13 protein-coding genes are annotated in these 15,892 nt (G+C 68.9%); 6 read left to right on the top strand and 7 right to left on the bottom strand.

Annotation, left to right across the window (positions count from 1 at the left end; all coding sequences use genetic code 11):
- Positions 1 to 14: 14 nt before the first annotated feature.
- Positions 15 to 554, bottom strand: a complete 540-nt coding sequence (locus ACFMRZ_RS10815) for a carboxymuconolactone decarboxylase family protein (RefSeq protein ID WP_280270664.1) — start codon at positions 552 to 554, stop codon at positions 15 to 17.
- A 14-nt stretch (positions 555 to 568) separates the two neighbouring features.
- On the bottom strand, positions 569 to 1,156 hold the full coding sequence (locus ACFMRZ_RS10810; RefSeq protein ID WP_280270665.1) for a peroxiredoxin: 588 nt from the start codon (positions 1,154 to 1,156) through the stop codon (positions 569 to 571).
- Between the two features lie 108 nt (positions 1,157 to 1,264).
- On the opposite strand from ACFMRZ_RS10810, the gene ACFMRZ_RS10805 reads away from it, so the two are divergent.
- From ACFMRZ_RS10805 to ACFMRZ_RS10795, 3 genes are all read left to right on the top strand, one after another.
- Positions 1,265 to 2,173, top strand: coding sequence for a hydrogen peroxide-inducible genes activator (locus ACFMRZ_RS10805; RefSeq protein WP_280270666.1), 909 nt, complete (start codon positions 1,265 to 1,267; stop codon positions 2,171 to 2,173).
- A 57-nt stretch (positions 2,174 to 2,230) separates the two neighbouring features.
- On the top strand, positions 2,231 to 3,025 hold the full coding sequence (locus ACFMRZ_RS10800) for an MBL fold metallo-hydrolase (protein WP_280270667.1): 795 nt from the start codon (positions 2,231 to 2,233) through the stop codon (positions 3,023 to 3,025).
- 237 nt (positions 3,026 to 3,262) lie between these two features.
- Positions 3,263 to 3,718 (top strand): gamma-glutamylcyclotransferase family protein, encoded by a 456-nt coding sequence (locus ACFMRZ_RS10795; RefSeq protein WP_400179011.1) that lies wholly within the window; start codon positions 3,263 to 3,265, stop codon positions 3,716 to 3,718.
- On the opposite strand, the gene ACFMRZ_RS10790 is transcribed toward ACFMRZ_RS10795, so the two are convergent.
- Positions 3,667 to 4,656, bottom strand: coding sequence for an AraC family transcriptional regulator (locus ACFMRZ_RS10790; protein WP_400179010.1), 990 nt, complete (start codon positions 4,654 to 4,656; stop codon positions 3,667 to 3,669). The genes ACFMRZ_RS10795 and ACFMRZ_RS10790 overlap by 52 nt on opposite strands.
- Positions 4,657 to 4,766: 110 nt before the next feature.
- Between ACFMRZ_RS10790 and ACFMRZ_RS10785 the strand changes: the two genes are divergently transcribed.
- Positions 4,767 to 5,450 carry an NAD(P)H oxidoreductase gene (locus tag ACFMRZ_RS10785; protein WP_400179009.1) on the top strand — a complete coding sequence of 228 codons (684 nt, stop codon included), beginning with the start codon at positions 4,767 to 4,769 and terminating at the stop codon, positions 5,448 to 5,450.
- Here the strand turns inward: ACFMRZ_RS10785 and ACFMRZ_RS10780 are convergent, their stop codons facing one another.
- Positions 5,451 to 6,329: an NmrA family NAD(P)-binding protein gene (locus ACFMRZ_RS10780; protein ID WP_400179008.1), complete on the bottom strand. Its 879-nt coding sequence runs from the start codon at positions 6,327 to 6,329 to the stop codon at positions 5,451 to 5,453.
- A gap of 69 nt (positions 6,330 to 6,398) precedes the next feature.
- Between ACFMRZ_RS10780 and ACFMRZ_RS10775 the strand changes: the two genes are divergently transcribed.
- Positions 6,399 to 7,019, top strand: a complete 621-nt coding sequence (locus ACFMRZ_RS10775; protein WP_400179007.1) for a TetR/AcrR family transcriptional regulator — start codon at positions 6,399 to 6,401, stop codon at positions 7,017 to 7,019.
- A 190-nt stretch (positions 7,020 to 7,209) separates the two neighbouring features.
- Complete coding sequence (locus ACFMRZ_RS10770) at positions 7,210 to 10,680, top strand: indolepyruvate ferredoxin oxidoreductase family protein (protein ID WP_400179006.1); 3,471 nt, start codon at positions 7,210 to 7,212, stop codon at positions 10,678 to 10,680.
- A 205-nt stretch (positions 10,681 to 10,885) separates the two neighbouring features.
- On the opposite strand, the gene speD is transcribed toward ACFMRZ_RS10770, so the two are convergent.
- From speD to ACFMRZ_RS10755, 3 genes are all read right to left on the bottom strand, one after another.
- The gene (gene speD / locus ACFMRZ_RS10765) at positions 10,886 to 12,103 is read right to left on the bottom strand and encodes an adenosylmethionine decarboxylase (protein WP_400179005.1); all 1,218 of its coding nucleotides are present in this window, start codon (positions 12,101 to 12,103) and stop codon (positions 10,886 to 10,888) included.
- An 8-nt stretch (positions 12,104 to 12,111) separates the two neighbouring features.
- Positions 12,112 to 13,227, bottom strand: coding sequence for a type III PLP-dependent enzyme (locus ACFMRZ_RS10760; RefSeq protein ID WP_400179004.1), 1,116 nt, complete (start codon positions 13,225 to 13,227; stop codon positions 12,112 to 12,114).
- A 122-nt stretch (positions 13,228 to 13,349) separates the two neighbouring features.
- On the bottom strand, positions 13,350 to 15,857 hold the full coding sequence (locus ACFMRZ_RS10755) for a DEAD/DEAH box helicase (protein WP_400179003.1): 2,508 nt from the start codon (positions 15,855 to 15,857) through the stop codon (positions 13,350 to 13,352).
- Between the last annotated feature and the right edge of the window lie 35 nt (positions 15,858 to 15,892).

The raw sequence follows: 15,892 nt of genomic DNA, 5'->3' as shown, positions 1-15,892 counted from the left end.
CCATGCGTACTGCGTCAGGCGTTGGCGGTGGCCAGGGCCTCGGTGGTCTGGACGGCCTGGCCGACACCGGCGACGATCGCGGCGGCACGCAGTGCCTCGAAGATCGCCTCCCGGGAGACGCCTGCCTCCCGGAGGGTGTGCTCGTGTGCCTCGAGGCAGTGCTGGCACCCGTTGATCGACGAGACCGCGAAGGACCACAGTTCGAAGTCCGCCTTGTCGACCCCGGGGTTGCCGATGATCTGCATGCGCAGGCCCGCGCGCAGGTCGTCGTAGCGACCGTCGAGGAAGGCCTTGCCTCGATAGAACACGTTGTTCATGCCCATGATCGAGGCCGCGCCGAGGGCGGCGTTGTAGGCCTCCGCCGACAGGGTGTCGGCGGCCTCCTCGGCGATCTCGCGCAGCGTGCTCGCCGAGCGGGTGGCCGCGGCGGTGGCGAGCAAGGTGCCCCACAGCTGCTGCTCGTTCAGCACGGTGGACCGCGCGATCGAGGACAGGTTGAGCTTGAGGTCCTTGGCGTACTCGGGAAGCGAGTTCTTCAGGTTCTCGACAGACAAGTAATGCTCCTGGGTCAGACGCTCGCGGCCAGCAGCTCGCCGGCGTCGATGGTCGGGTCGCCCTTCTTCCAGTTGCACGCGCACAGCTCGTCGGACTGCAGCGCGTCGAGGACCCGCAGCACCTCGTCGACGTTGCGGCCGACCGAACCGGCGGTGACCGACACGAACTGGATCTCGTTGTTCGGGTCGACGATGAAGGTGGCACGGTCGGCGACGCCGTCGGCGTTCAGCACGCCGGTCGCGGCGGCCAGTTCACGCTTGATGTCCGACAGCATCGGGAACGGCAGCGTCTTCAGATCCTCGTGCTGCGCCCGCCACTGGAAGTGCACGAACTCGTTGTCGACCGAGGCGCCCAGTACCTGCGCGTCGCGGTCGGCGAATTCGTCGTTCAGCTTGCCGAACGCGGCGATCTCGGTCGGGCAGACGAAGGTGAAGTCCTTCGGCCAGAAGAACACGATCCGCCACTTGCCGGCGTAGTCGTCGCTGGAGACCTGGGTGAAGTAATCGTCGGGCTGCTGAGCATTCACCTTGGACAGATCGCCACCGATCACCGCGGTGAGGTTGTAGGCGGGGAACTGGTCGCCGATGGTCAGCAGGGCCATGCTTGCTCCTTCTTCGTTTGTCGGGAATGCCGTGCGAAGTCTTCGCGGTTGATCTTGCCCGGAGGCCGGTAAAAGGTAAAGGTGATCAGTCGCACTACACTGATAGGCGTGACTGATCAGACTTATCAGCCCACCCTGTCACAGCTGCGTGCGTTCGTGGCGATCGCCGAGTATCGCCATTTCGGCACCGCGGCCGCCCGGCTATCTGTGAGCCAACCCACGTTATCGCAGGCGTTGGCATCACTGGAAAACGGGTTGGGACTGCAGTTGATCGAGCGCAGCACGCGCCGCGTCCTGGTGACCGCCGCGGGCAAAAGGCTACTGCCACAAGCGATGGCGACCTTGGAGGCGGCCGACCGGTTCGTCGCGTCCGCCTCGGGGGACGGCCTCGGCGGCACCCTGCGCCTCGGTCTCATCCCGACCGTCGCGCCGTATGTGCTGCCGCGCCTGCTACCCGAGTTACGCAGGCGGCTACCGGCATTGGTGCCGCACGTGATCGAGGACCAGACCGCGCGGCTGCTCGACGGGCTGCGTACCGGGGTGCTCGACGTGGCGCTGCTGGCGCTGCCGAACGAGGCGACCGGGCTGGTCGAGATCCCGCTCTACACCGAGGAATTCGTGCTGGTCACCCCGCGCGGTCACGAGCTGGCCGGGCAGACCGGCGTGGCCCCGGCCGCCCTGGACAACCTGCCGCTGCTGCTGCTCGACGAGGGACACTGCCTGCGCGACCAGACCCTGGACCTGTGCCGGTCGCAGGACGTGCGCCCGGGCCCGGTCGGCGATACCCGCGCGGCATCGCTGGCGACCGTGGTGCAGTGCGTGGCCGGCGGACTGGGCGTGACGCTGATCCCGGAGATGGCGGTGGCGGCCGAGACCGCCCGGGGCACATTGGATATCGCGCGATTCGCGCAACCCGCGCCGGGGCGCACACTCGGCCTGGTGTTCCGCGGGTCGACCGCCCGCATCGAGGACTACGAGCAACTGGCGGAGATCATTCGCGCGCACCGGCCGGTGTGAGCAGTTTCCGCTGCCAGTGCGATTGACCAGCGGCGGAGCGTCTGACACGCTTCCGACGTGCGGATTCATCATCTCAACTGCGGCAGCATGTCCAAGGGCATGGTCGATCACTGCCTGCTCCTCGAGACCAAAGCGGGTCTGGTCCTGGTGGACACCGGGTTCGGGCTCGACTGCGTGCGCGATCCGCGACGCCTGGTGGGCCCGAGCCGGCATTTCCTGGGCGCGCAGTTCGCCGAGCACGAGACGGCGATACGGCAGATCCAGGGCCTCGGTTACGACCCGGCGGATGTCCGGCACATCGTGCTCACCCACCTCGACCTCGACCACGCCGGCGGGCTGGCCGACTTCCCCGAGGCCACGGTGCATGTGCACGGGCCGGAGTTCCGGGCGGCGACGGCGGGCCGCACCGCGTCGGAGCGGATGCGGTACCGGGCCGCGCAGTGGGCGCACGGACCGCGCTGGATGGTGAACGAATTGGATACCGGTGACGAGTGGTTCGGGTTCCGCGCGGTGCGCGACCTGCCCGGCCTGCCGCCCGACATTCTGGTGGTGCCGCTGGCCGGCCACACGCGCGGGCATGTCGGCGTGGCGGTCGACACCGGCACCGGCTGGCTGCTGCACGCGGGCGACGCGTTCTATCTGGACAGCGAGATCGACCCGGCCGGGCCGCGCACGCCGCTGCTGTGGCAGCTGTACGAACTGGGCTCGATCGTGCGCGGGGCCTACCGCGAGAATCGGCGCCGGCTGGTCGACCTCAATCGCGAGTACGGGCATCAGATCACCATCTTCTGCTCGCACGACCCGCACGCGTTCGCGCGGTTGTCGGGGTCGACGGTGCGTCCGGCGGGCTGATCTCGGCTTCCAGCAATCATGCAGCGTGCGTGAATTGTCCGGTGTGGGCCACGAAGCCCACGCTCATGCGGTTATGTGGCACTATGCGCTGTCGTGAGGGAGGTCACGCCCCTTTCTGCCGCGACGGCCCGCCGGTATTCGGCACAGTGGACGCATGGGATGCAGGCGCGGGACCGGGACTGTGGTGAGAGGTGTGGCAACGAGGCAGCGAACCGCAGGGTTGTCGCGGTGGGCGGCATGACCGCCGCACCACGGGCGCGGCGGTCGCCTCGGCTGGACGGCGTGCGGGATCGGCTGTTCGTCTATGGCACGCTGCAATTCGCCCCGGTGCTGGAGGGATTGCTGGGCCGCACACCGGATCACGATCTCGGCGTGGCGCCCGATCAGCGGGTGGCGGCGCTGCCGGGCCGGTTGTATCCGGGCCTGGTGGCGCAGCCCGGCCGCATGGCGGGCGGGCTGGTCCTCAACGGGCTGACCCCGGCCGAATGGGAGATCATCGACGCGTTCGAGGACGACGAGTACGAACTCCGCACGGTCCCGCTGATCGGATACGACAAGCCGGTGCCGACCTACATCTGGACCGCCGACGTCACCCGAAACGACTGGCACGCCGAGGTTTTCGCCACCGACCATCTCGATCGCTACTTGACCCGGCTCGCCCGCTGGAGTGGCGGCTCCGAATCGGGCCGATGAATCTCGTGCACCCGTGACTTGGCCCGTAAAGCACTGGGGCTCATGCCCCGATGTCGTTTGAAGGCGGCGCTGAAGCCGAAAGCGTCGGCATAGCCCACGTTTTCGGCGATCCGTGCGATGGTGAGATCCGTATCGGAGAGCAGCACCTCGGCCTCGTCCATGCGGCATTCGGTGAGGTAGGTCAGCGGCGGACGGCCCATCACCGCGGTGAAGCGCTTGGCGAAAAGCGCTCGGGAGACGCCGGATTCGGCGGCGAGCGCCGACACCGTCCACCCTTGGGACGGGCGATCGTGGAAGGCCTGTAGCGCGGGCGCCAGCACCGGGTCGGACAGGCCGCGATACCAGCCGGGCGCGTCGGCGCCGGCGCGATCGAACCAGGTGCGCAATGTGCAGACCAGCGCCCAGTCGAGCAGCCGATCCATCAACGCCTGCGAACCCGCCGAGCGCGACGCGGCATCGGCGGCAGCGGACTCGAGCCAGTCGCAGACCTCGGTGTCCTCGGTGACCACCAGCACCGGCGGCAGGGCGCGCAGCAGCCGTTCGTGACGGTGGCCCGAGGCGCGGTAGGCGCCGGCGATCAGGGCCGTCGCCCCGTTCGGGTCGTTGCCCCAGCGGATGCCGCCCAGATCCTGCGCGGTGCAGTCGACATCCGGTGTGAAGCAGGCTATTTCGTACTCGACGGGCGGGCGGTGGGGATCCTCCGGGCAGTCGGCGAGGCGGAAGGGCTCGGGGCCGCGCACGATGGCGGTGTCGCCCACTCCGACCGCGCGCCGGGTGCCGTCGGACAGGATCAGCGTGCCCGCCCCACGCAGCACGCTGATCATCGTGAGCGGCGCGCGATCGGCGAAACGAATGGTCCACGGCGCTTCCAGCACGGCGTGACTGACCACCGAACCCTCGGCCCGGATACCGCCGAGCAGCGAACTCAAAGGATCCACGACCGCCATCGTAGACGATCGTCTATGAATCGAAGCGTTTCTCCCATGGATCATCCACACGAGCGCGGGTGTACTGAAACGGACATATCACCGCGAGTTCAGGAGAAACCGTGCAGCACAACGGTAGTGAGACCACCCGGACGGCCCTCGTGGTCGTCGCGCACCACCGGACCGATTCGCTCACCGCGCACACCGCCCGGCGCACCACCGCGCAACTCGAGTCCGCGGGCTACCGCGTCGACCTGCTCGACCTCGAGTCCGAGGGCTTCGACCCGCGCATGACGGTGGCCGATCAGCCGGACTGGGGCAACCGCGACAAGGAGTACTCGGAGCAGGTGCACGCGCACATGCGGCGGGTGCTCGCCGCCGAGGTCGTCGTCGCGGTCTTCCCGGTGTACTGGCAGGGCCTGCCCGCCCTGCTGAAGGGCTGGATCGATCGGGTGTGGAACTACGGATTCGCCTACGGCCGCAGCAAACCCAGGCTGGCGGGCAAGCGCATGCTGTGGCTCGGCCTGGCGGGCGCCACGTCCGACGATCCCATCATCGAAGGTATGCAGCGCGTCTTGGAGACCGCGCTCAACGAGGGCATCGCCTACTACTGCGGCTTCACCTATTCGGCCGTCGGCCTGCTGCCCGACGCCGAGGAGCGCCCGCAGCGCCTCGACGCCGCGGGCAATCTGCTCGTCGGTGACGCGGTGACGGGCGCCGAGCGCGAGGCCCAGTACGCCGAATTCGACCGCCGCGCAGCGGAATCGGTGCAGAAGTTCCTCGCGGCGGAGGCGGTGGCCGCCTGATCAGGCCGCGACGGCGGGCTTCAGGACCTCCTCGCACCACTGCCGGAAACCGGTGGGTGTGCGGTACTCGGTCAGGGCCGCCTCGGCATCGTAGATGCCCTGGTCCACGGCATTGCCCATATCGAGAAGGCCTTGCGCCCACGCGTCGGAGAGGCCGTTGCGGGTGAGGTTCGCCTTGAACGCCTCGGGGTCGACCTGCTGGTAGCGCACCGGCCGGCCCAGCACCTCGGACACGATCTCGGCCATCTCGTCGGACGACAGGTCCGCCGGGCCCAGGATCGGGACGCTCGACTGCCCGGTCCAGGAATTGTCGAGCAGCAGTTCCGTCGCGACGGCCGCGATGTCGCGGGTGGAACACTGCGGCGCCTTGCGATCCCCGGACGTCGGTCCGAAGAACATGCCCTGGTTCTTGATCGGCTCGACCTGGCGGAGCAGGTTCTCCATGAACCCGGGCGGGCACAGCGACCGGTAGTGCACACCGGTGCTCTCCACCAGGTGGTCCATGGCGAAGATGGCCGAGATCTGTCCGGCGTTGCGCGCGGTGGCGCGGCCCAGGCTGGAGACCGCGACGACGCGCTCGATCCGCTTCGCGGCGATCGCCTCGCACAGGGGACGGGTGAATTCGAGGACGTGGCCCGCGATGCTGTCGGCCCGGGGATTCGGCGGCACCACCCAGAACACGCTGTCGGCGCCGGTGAACGCCTCGGTGACGACGCCGGAATCGGCCATCGAGCCGCGCACTATCTCCGCCTCCGCTCGGGCCCGCGCGGACAGCCGGGCGGGATCGCGAGCGATCACCCGGACCGGTCGCCCGCTGTCGAGGACGGCATCGAGAACCTGGTGGCCGATACTGCCTGTAGGTGTCGTGACGACGATCATGCACATCTCCTGAGTGAGGAACGAAAGTAAACTACACCGTACCGTTTACTTTGCGGGAAGGGAAGAGGCATGGCGAGGCGCGGTAGCGAGCTGCGAGAACACATCCTGTTCACGGCGAAGGAGGTCTTCCTCGAGCTGGGCTACGACCGGGCGTCGATGGATGTGGTGGCCGCGCGCGCGGCGACGTCGAAGCGGTCGGTGTACGCGCACTTCGAGAACAAGGACGCGCTGTTCCGGGCGGTGATCGAGTTCGTGCGCGAACTGCACCTGGACAAGCTGAAGGAGCCCGGCCACTACAGTGCGGACACGGTGGAGGCGGTCACCCTGTTCTGTGGCCGCTTCCTGCAGACCCTGCTGTGGCGGCCCATCGTGCGCACCTGCCGGTTGGTGATCACCGAGGCGGAACGGCTGCCCGACGCGTCGGCGCGGTACCACGAGACGATGTTCACCGACACCGGTGTCCGGCTGGCCGCGTATATCGCGGAGCGGCAGGGTGTTTCGGAGTCGGAGGGGGCGGCGGTCGCGGGCCGGATGCTGGCGCGCGCGGTGTATCCGGCCTTCGTGCGCGCGCTGTTCGGCACCGAGAAACTCACCGACGAGTTTCCTCGCGAGGAGTCGATCGCCGCCGACGTCGATCTGACGCCGATTCGCGATACGGCCGCCGGTTTACTGGGTGAACCCGCTTCCTAGAGTAGTGTTACGGGTCACAACACAGCCCGCACTCTGCATAGTTGGTGCCCATTCGGTAGGGCGCACTTTGCGCATATTGCTTAACTTTTGGTCTGTCTATTGTTCATTCAGCGCTGCAGAGACAGGATGACGGCGACGAATGCTCAACTAGGGAGGCGCCCGATCGGCGCCGAACGGACGGGTGGATCAGATGACCGAACTCGCCGACCGCGAAGTGTTCACAGCACCGTACGACCTCGCCGACCGCTACCGCGTCGGTGCGGGGACGGTCGTCCTGACCGGCGTGCAGGCGATCGCCCGGCAGCTGGTCGAGCAGCATGTGCGCGACCTGCGCGCGGGGCGCCGGGTGGGCACGTTCGTCTCCGGGTATCAGGGTTCGCCGCTGGGCGGGGTGGACCGGATGCTGACGGGGATGCCGGAGGTGCTGGCGGAGCACGACATTCGCTTCGTACCGGGGCTGAACGAGGAACTGGCCGCGACCGCCGTGTGGGGCAGTCAGGGGCGGCTCCCGGCGGGTAACGCCACCCACGACGGCGTGGTGGGGGTCTGGTACGGCAAGGGACCCGGGCTGGACCGGGCGACCGACGCACTGCGGCACGCGAACATGTACGGCGCCGATCCGAACGGCGGGGTGCTGCTGCTGGTCGGTGACGATCCGGCGGCGAAGTCGTCGACCGTGCCCGCCGTCTCGGAGCGGTCGCTGGCGGCGCTGAACATCCCGGTGCTGTTCCCGCGCAACGCCTCCGAGGTCGTCACCATGGGGCTGCACGGAGTCGCGCTGTCGCGGGCGTCGGGATGCCTGGTGGCGTTGAAGATCGTCGCGGATGTGGCCGACGGCGCGTGGACCGTCGACGGTCGGGTGGGCGAGGTCGACACCGTGGTTCCGGAGATCGAATGGGAGGGAAAGCCTTTCAGCTATCGGCAGCGTCCGATGGCGGCGCCCGCGGACAGCGTGCCGGCCGAGGCCGACCTGTACGGTCCGCGCTGGGAGATCGTCAAGGCGTACAGCACGCGCAACGAACTCGACGTCATCGAGGTGAATCCGGCGCGGGCGACGGTCGGGATCGCCGCCACCGGAACCACATTCGACGCCGTCCGGCAGGCATTGCTGGACCTCGGTGTGGACGACGACGCGCTGACGCGGGCCGGAGTGCGACTGCTGCGCATCGGCATGCCCTATCCGCTTGCCCCCGAACGGGTCCGCGAATTCGCCGCCGGACTGTCCCGGATCATCGTGGTCGAGGACAAGACGGCGTTCGTCGAGACCCAGCTCCGCGACATCCTCTACGGCGCCGCCGACGCACCGCAGATCATCGGCAAGCGCGACCGGGCGGGGCGTCCGCTGTTCGCCCAGGACGGCGAGCTGACCGCGGGCCGGATCGCCGACCCGCTGCGCCGGGCGCTGGACGGCTGCGTCGACACGAAACGCCCGCTGCCGCAGCCATTGTCGCTGTCGGTGCTGCCGACGAAGCGGGCCGCCTACTTCTGTAGCGGCTGCCCGCACAACCGGTCCACCGCCGTCCCGGAGGGCTCGCTGGCCGGCGGCGGTATCGGCTGCCACACCCTGGTGACGATGTCGAGCCGCGCGGACAGCCGGGTGACCGGCCTGACCCAGATGGGCGGCGAGGGCGCGCAGTGGATCGGGCAGGCGCCGTTCACCGATGTGCCGCACCTGTTCCAGAACATCGGCGACGGAACGTATTTCCACTCCGGCCAGCTGGCCGTGCAGGCGTGTATCGCGGCGGGGGTGAACATCACCTTCAAGCTGCTCTACAACGATGTGGTCGCGATGACCGGCGCCCAGGACGCCGAGGGCGCGCTCGCGGTGCCGCGGCTCACGCACAAGCTGAATCTGGAAGGCGTCCGGCAGATCATCGTCTGCGCGGACGAACCGAAGAAGTACCGCAAGCGGGATCTCGCGCCGGGCGCCCGGCTCTGGCACCGCGACCGGCTCGACGAGGCACAGCGCATGCTGCGCGAGATCCCGGGCGTGACCGTGCTGATCTATGACCAGCACTGCGCCGCCGACGCGCGCCGCAAGCGCAAGCGCGGCGCCCTGCCGGTGCGGCGCACCCGGGTGATCGTCAACGAGGCGGTGTGCGAGGGCTGCGGCGACTGCGGAACGAGGAGCAACTGCCTGTCGGTGCAGCCGGTGGACACCGAATTCGGCCGCAAGACGCGCATCGACCAGACCTCCTGCAACACCGACTACAGCTGCCTCGACGGCGACTGCCCGTCGTTCGTGACCGTGGAACTGCCCGATCCGGCCCGGGCGCCCCGGCGCGAGCGGGCGCGGCCCGAACCGCCCGAGGTCGACGACATCGCCTGCGCCGCACCATCGTCCACGCAGAACGTCTTCCTGGCGGGGATCGGCGGCACCGGCATCGTCACCGTGAATCAGGTGTTGGCCACCGCCGCGCTGCGCGCCGGGTACGAGGTGGCGAGCCTGGACCAGATCGGACTGAGCCAGAAGGCCGGGCCGGTGGTGTCGCATCTGCGGTTCGCGCCGGGTGCGCTGGAGCCGTCGAACCGGCTCACGCCCGGGTCCGCCGACTGCCTCATCGCCTTCGACCTGCTCACCGCCGCGGACCCGAAGAATCTCGCCTACGGGTCCGCGCGGCACACGCTGTCGGTGGCGTCGACGAGTCGCACGCCCACCGGAGACATGGTGTACGACAAGTCCGTTCGCCATCCGGAGACCGAGGCGCTACTGGCGCGGCTGGACGGGGTATCACGCACGGTGCGTTCGTTCGACGCGCTGGCCGCCGCCCGGACGCTGTTCGGCGACACCGCCGCCGCCAACTTCCTGCTCGTGGGCGCCGCCTACCAGCTCGGCGGGTTGCGGTTGCCCGCGACGGCGATCGAGGAGGCCATCGAGATCAACGGCGTGGCGGTCCGGGCGAATATCGCGGCGTTCCGCTGGGGCCGGGCGGCGGTGGCGCGGCCCGCGGAATTCGCCGCCGCGACCGCGACCCGGAATCCGCGCCGTGCCGCGGGCGATGTCCCGACCGATCTGTTCGACGGGCTCACCGCGACGGGGGAGACGCGACGGCTGGTCGAACTGCGGGCCGTGGAGCTGATCGGCTTCCAGGGCGTGCGGGTCGCCCGCGATTACGTGCGCGTGATGGAGCGGGTCTGGCAGGCACAGCGCCGCGTCACCGAGCGCACCGAGTTCAGCGAGCAGGTGGCGCGCGGACTGTACAAATTCACGGCGTACAAAGACGAGTACGAGGTGGCGCGCCGCCTGGTCGATCCGGCATTCCTGGACGAGGTGCGGGCGCAGGTGCCCGGCGGCGCCCGCCTCACCTACCGCCTGCACCCGCCGGTGCTGCGGGCGCTGGGCCGCACGAAGAAGATCGGCATCGGCCCGCGCGGCCGGGTCGCGCTGCGCGTGCTGGCCGAGGGAAAGCGGCTGCGCGGCACCAGGTTCGACCCGTTCGGCCACACCCGCGTGCGCAAGGTCGAACGTGCTCTGCTGGCGCATTACACCGGGATGGTCACCACGCTCGCGGACACCCTCGCCACCGACTACGACCGCGCGGTCGAGGCGGCCGCCCTGCACGATGTCGTCCGCGGCTACGAGGACATCAAGCTCGCGAATGTCGACATCTACCGGGACCGCCTGCAGGAGTTGGGGATCGAGGGGCCGGACCTGCCGTAGCGGCCTCGGAAAAGCCTGGCCGTGCGCGCGAAAAAGCCACGCCGACAGCGCTTCTCATCGCATACTGAGAGTCGATGCCGGTGCGTGGAGCCGACACCACGCACCGGCCTCGACCTGTGCCCACGGGGGCGCGGCGCACAAGCGAAACGCCCGCCCGGACAAGCTATCCGGGCGGGCGTGCCGCGAATTCCGCGCGACCGCGGAGTCAACCGACGGCGGCGCCGATCCGTAGCGCGTGCGGCTCGATCGCGCCGCGCACCAAGGCCCGCTCGTCGATGGTCGCCGCGCGATACGGCAACCGCGACAACCTCTCGGTCATCACCGCGACCGGATCCGCGACCGGCTGGGCCACACCGAACAGGAAGGTCCACTCGTGCTCGTCGGAGCCGTAGGGCACGACGGTGTCGAACAGTTCGCGGAAGCGCTGCCACGACCGCTTCAGGGTTTCGTTGCGCCACATGGTCGCGCAGCCCGCCTGCGCGGCCAGCACGCCGCCGTCGGACAGCAGCGCCCGACATCGGCCCAGGAACTCCTCCTCGTACAGGCGGTTGTGCTGGGCGTCCTCGACTCGCTCGTCGGGCAGATCGATGACGATCACGTCGTAGCGCACGCCCTCCGCCTCGGCCCGGCCCAGGAAGTCCCAGCCGTCGGCGTAGTGCATCCGGATCGGCCCGGTCGCGGCCACCGCCGTCGCCAGATCGGCCTCGGTGTAGCCGTAGGGCAGGTGCTTCGCGCACAGCTCCACCTCGAGCTGGTCGATGTCGACGTGATCGACGCGCGACGCGCCCGCCGCCACCGACATCTGGCTGGCCACCCCCTCGCCCGAACCGATGATCAGCACGTTGTCCAGCTTCGCCGCCAGTGCGTACGCCGGCACCAGCATGGCCTCGTGGTAGGTCAGCTGGGAGAACTCGGTGGACTGGCGATCGTCGTCGGAGAACAGCGAGACGCCCTGTTCGGTGCGCGCGATCACCATGTGCTGGAACGGAGTTCGGGTATCGACCAGGACATCCTGGAGGTCCCAGACCCGGGTCAGCCCGGCGCCCACCGGTTCGTGGATGCGCCGCGCGCTGTGGCCGCGCTGGATCACCTCGGTGTGCACCGTCCGCGGCGACAGTTCCGCCGCCAGCAGGTCGACCGCCCGCCTGGCCCCGGCGCCGATACTCCCGCAGGTGAACACGTCGACGAAGATGTCGCCGGACTCCGGATAGGTATGGATGGACGCATGCGACTCCGACAGCAGAGCCAGCACCGTGACACCCATCGGCTCGAACTTCTTGTGCACCACATCGCAGATCGTCACGCCCGCGGCGAGCAACGATTTTCGAAGTGCTGCCTCGAGGCGTTCGAGATCGTCGCACAGTGCTACGTCGACACCACCGAACTCGGCCAGCACGTGCCAGCCGGTGAATTCTGCCGTCATGGGCAAACTCACTCTCGCTCAGCGCCGATGACATGAACAGTCAAAGGCGGAAAACCGTTGAAGGACACCGACGAATAGCTCGCCGTATAAGCGCCGGTATCGAGGATCCGAACGGGATCACCGGCACGCAACGTGGTCGGCAGCAGGACCCGTGTGCGTTGATAGAGTACATCGTCTCCGTCGCAGGTCGGACCGGCGATCACGGCCTCGTCGCAGGGGTCACCGTCTCGTAAGGTTTCGATCCGGTAGGCGATGTACTCGTTCTCGGTTTCGGCCATGCCGTTGTAGCGGCCGATATCGAGGTATACCCAGCGCCGCCCGTCCGGCGCGACGCGGACGTTCACGACCTCGGCGTGGATCACGCCGGCATTGCCCACCAGGGCGCGGCCGGGCTCCACCACCAGGTCGGCGTGCTCCGGGAGGTGGCGCGCCGCCGCCGCGGCGATGGTCGCGGCCAGCTCGGACAGCGGCGGGGCCGGATCGGCGTACGAAATCGGCAGTCCGCCACCGATATTCACCGAACGTACCGGAATGTCCTTGACCGCCAACGCTTCCGCGATAGCGCCCGCCTGTTCGATGCCGATCTGCCACGCCGCCGGGTCCAGTTGCTGGGAGCCGACGTGGAAATACGGGCCCACCGGACGTAACCCCAGGTCGCGGGCGCGAACCAGGAGCCGGACGGCCTCACCGGGCGCGCAGCCGAACTTCGCGCCGAACGGTGTCCGCGACTGCGGCGCGGCGGCCAGGAAACGGCACTCCACCTCCGCGCCCGGGGCGTGCGCGGCGATGCGGTCCAGATCGTCCTCGGTGTCGAAGGCGAACCGGCGCACGCCCGCGGCGTGCGCGGTGGCGATGTGGCTCGCCTTCTTGAGCGTGTTGCCGTAGGACAGCGCCGCCGGGTCGATGCCCAGGCTCAGGCCCTGCTCGATCTCGCCGACGCTGGCGACGTCGAACTCCGCGCCCAGGGAATCCAGCAGCCGGATGAGCTCCGGAACCGGAGAAGCCTTGACCGCGAACCGGATTCGCGCCGTGGGCAGTGCCGACCGCAGGGTGTGGAAGTTCTCGCGCACCCGGGCGAGATCGATGACGAGAAAAGGCGACTCGGGCGCGTTTGATCCGAACAATCTAAGGGAACTCTCTTTCTTCTGGGCAGCCTCCCGCCGCGGGCAGCGAGCGAGAGAGTATCAGCGGAGGGCCGGAGAAATCGGGACGGGTCTTCGGAGCGCGGACAGGGTTCCGGCGGGGATCATCCGGCCGTCACCGTCACCTCGTCGAACACCACTTCGCCGGCGGCGTCGGATTCGGCCAGGTCCACGATGGCGTCGACGGACCAGCCGTGGTCGTCGGCCGGATCGTCGAGCACCTGGCGCACATGCCAGAAGCCGGGCCGCTGCTCGACCTGGAACAGCCGCGGTCCGCGCGCGTCGGGGCCGGTGCCGATCTCCCCGTACTCGGCGAAGTAGGGCGCGAGGTCGCGCTCCCAGTCCGGGCCGTCGTCGAGTTCGGCCAGGGTCTGCCAGCGGTGCAGCGCCGCCAGTTCGACGCGGCGGAACACGGCGTTGCGGACGAGCACCCGGAACGAGCGCTCGTTGGCCGAGATCGGCCGTACCGTCTCCGCGCCGAACGCCAGCTGTTCGGCATCGATCTCCGCGCCCGGATCGGTGAGCTGCTCCCACTCGTCGAGCAGGCTCGAATCCACCTGGCGGACCAGTTCGCCGAGCCACTCGGTCAGATCCTCGAGTTCCTCGGTGCGGGCGGTCTCGGGCACGGTGCGGCGCAGCGCGCGATAGGCGTCGGCCAGGTACCGCAGCACCATGCCCTCCGAGCGGGCCAGCTCGTACTCGCTCACGAGTTCGGCGAAAGTCAGTGCGCGCTCGATCATTTCGCGCACCACCGCCTTCGGCGACGGGCTGAACTCGGACATCCACGGATGGCCCGCGCGGTAGGTCTCGAAGGCCGGCTCGATCAGTTCGGCGAGCGGTTTCGGCCAGGTGATGTCCTCGATGAGCTCCATGCGCTCGTCGTACTCGATGCCGTCGGCCTTCATCTCCGCGATGGCCGCGCCGCGCGCCTTGTGCTGCTGGGCGAGCAGCAGCTGACGCGGGTCCTCCAGCGTGGATTCGATGATGGACACCACATCCAGTGTGTAGGTCGGCGCGTCCCTGTCAAGTAGCTCCAGCGCGGCCAGGGCGAACGGTGACAGCGGCTGATCGAGGGCGAAATCGCGCTGCAGGTTGATGGTCAGCCGGGCGCGGCGGCCATACTCGTCGGGCTCGTCGAGTTGCTGGACGACCCCGGCGTCGCGCAGCGCCCGATACAGCCGGATGGTTTTCAGAATATGTTTGCGCTGCGCGGGCCGCGGCTCGTGATTGTCCTCGAGCAGGTGCCGCATCGAGGCGAAGCAGTTGCCAGGGCGCGCGATCACGTTGAGCAGCAACGAATTCGTGACACGGAAGCGCGACACCATCGGCTCGGGCTGCGCGGCGACCAGACGATCGAAGGTCTCCTCGGACCACGACACGAAGCCCTCGGGAGGCTTGCGCCGCTGCACTTTTCGCTGTTTCTTCGGGTCGTCGCCGGCCTTGGCCAGCATCCGGGTGTTCTCGACCTCGTGCTCGGGCGCCTGCACCACGACCGTGCCGGTGGTGTCGTATCCGGCGCGCCCGGCCCGTCCCGCGATCTGATGGAACTCGCGCGCCTTGAGGCGGCGGGTGCGCACGCCGTCGAATTTGGTGAGCCCGGTGAGCAGCACCGTCCGGATCGGCACGTTGATACCGACGCCCAGCGTGTCGGTGCCGCAGACGACCTGCAGCAGCCCCTCCTGGGCGAGGCGTTCCACCAGTCGCCGGTACTTGGGCAGCATGCCGGCGTGGTGGACGCCGATCCCGTGCCGGATCAGCCGCGACAGCGTCTTGCCGAAGCCGCTGGAGAATCGGAACGAGCCGATCGCCTCGGCGATGGCGTCCTTCTGTGCCTTGCTCGCGAAGTTGACGCTGGTGAGAGCCTGCGCGCGTTCCAGGGCGGCGGCCTGGGTGAAATGCACGACGTAGACGGGGGACTGATGGGTGGTCACCAGTTCCTCGAGTGTCTCGGTGATCGGCGTGCGCCGGTAGGAAAAGGTCAGGGGGACAGGGCGTTCCGAACCCGCGACGATGGCGGTGGAGCGGCCGGTGCGGTGTTCCAGGTCGCGGGCGAAGAAGTCGACCTCGCCGAGCGTCGCCGACATCAGCAGGAACTGCGCCTTCGGCAATTCGAGCAGCGGCACCTGCCAGGCCCAGCCGCGGTCCGGATCGGCGTAGAAGTGGAATTCGTCCATCACCACCTGGCCGACGTCGGCGGCCGCGCCCTCGCGCAGCGCCAGGTTGGCCAGGATCTCCGCGGTCGCGCAGATGATCGGGGCGGTCGGGTTCACGGCGGCGTCGCCGGTCACCATGCCGACCCGGTCGGCGCCGAACACCTCGCACAGCGCGAAGAACTTCTCGCTGACCAGCGCCTTGATCGGCGCGGTGTAGTAGCTGCGTTCGCCGCGGTTGAGGGCGGCGAAGTGGGCGCCGACCGCCACCATGGACTTACCCGATCCGGTCGGCGTCGCGAGGATGACGTTCCCGCCGGTCATCAGCTCGAGCAGCGCCTCCTCCTGCGCCGGGTACAGCGTGAGGCCCTGCGCGCTGGTCCAGTCGGCGAAGGTTTCGTACAGCCAGTCCGCGTCCACGTCGGGCACGACACGGTCGGGGATCAGATCGGACAGCTGCACGTGCCGCAACGTTACCGGGACAGCCCCCGGCCTTC

This window comes from Nocardia sp. N2S4-5 (assembly GCF_044628355.1).
GTDB lineage: Bacteria > Actinomycetota > Actinomycetes > Mycobacteriales > Mycobacteriaceae > Nocardia > Nocardia wallacei_B.
The sequence above is the reverse complement of the archived record's forward strand: the minus strand, read 5'-3'. Positions and strand labels throughout refer to the sequence as shown.

Coding starts and splice junctions, on each gene's coding strand:
- ACFMRZ_RS10810 (WP_280270665.1), bottom strand. CDS start 1,156: ATGGCCCTGCTGACCATCGGCGACCAGTTCCCCGCCTACAACCTCACC.
- ACFMRZ_RS10795 (WP_400179011.1), top strand. CDS start 3,263: ATGACCGCCGCACCACGGGCGCGGCGGTCGCCTCGGCTGGACGGCGTG.
- ACFMRZ_RS10780 (WP_400179008.1), bottom strand. CDS start 6,329: ATGATCGTCGTCACGACACCTACAGGCAGTATCGGCCACCAGGTTCTC.
- ACFMRZ_RS10775 (WP_400179007.1), top strand. CDS start 6,399: ATGGCGAGGCGCGGTAGCGAGCTGCGAGAACACATCCTGTTCACGGCG.
- ACFMRZ_RS10770 (WP_400179006.1), top strand. CDS start 7,210: ATGACCGAACTCGCCGACCGCGAAGTGTTCACAGCACCGTACGACCTC.
- speD (WP_400179005.1), bottom strand. CDS start 12,103: ATGACGGCAGAATTCACCGGCTGGCACGTGCTGGCCGAGTTCGGTGGT.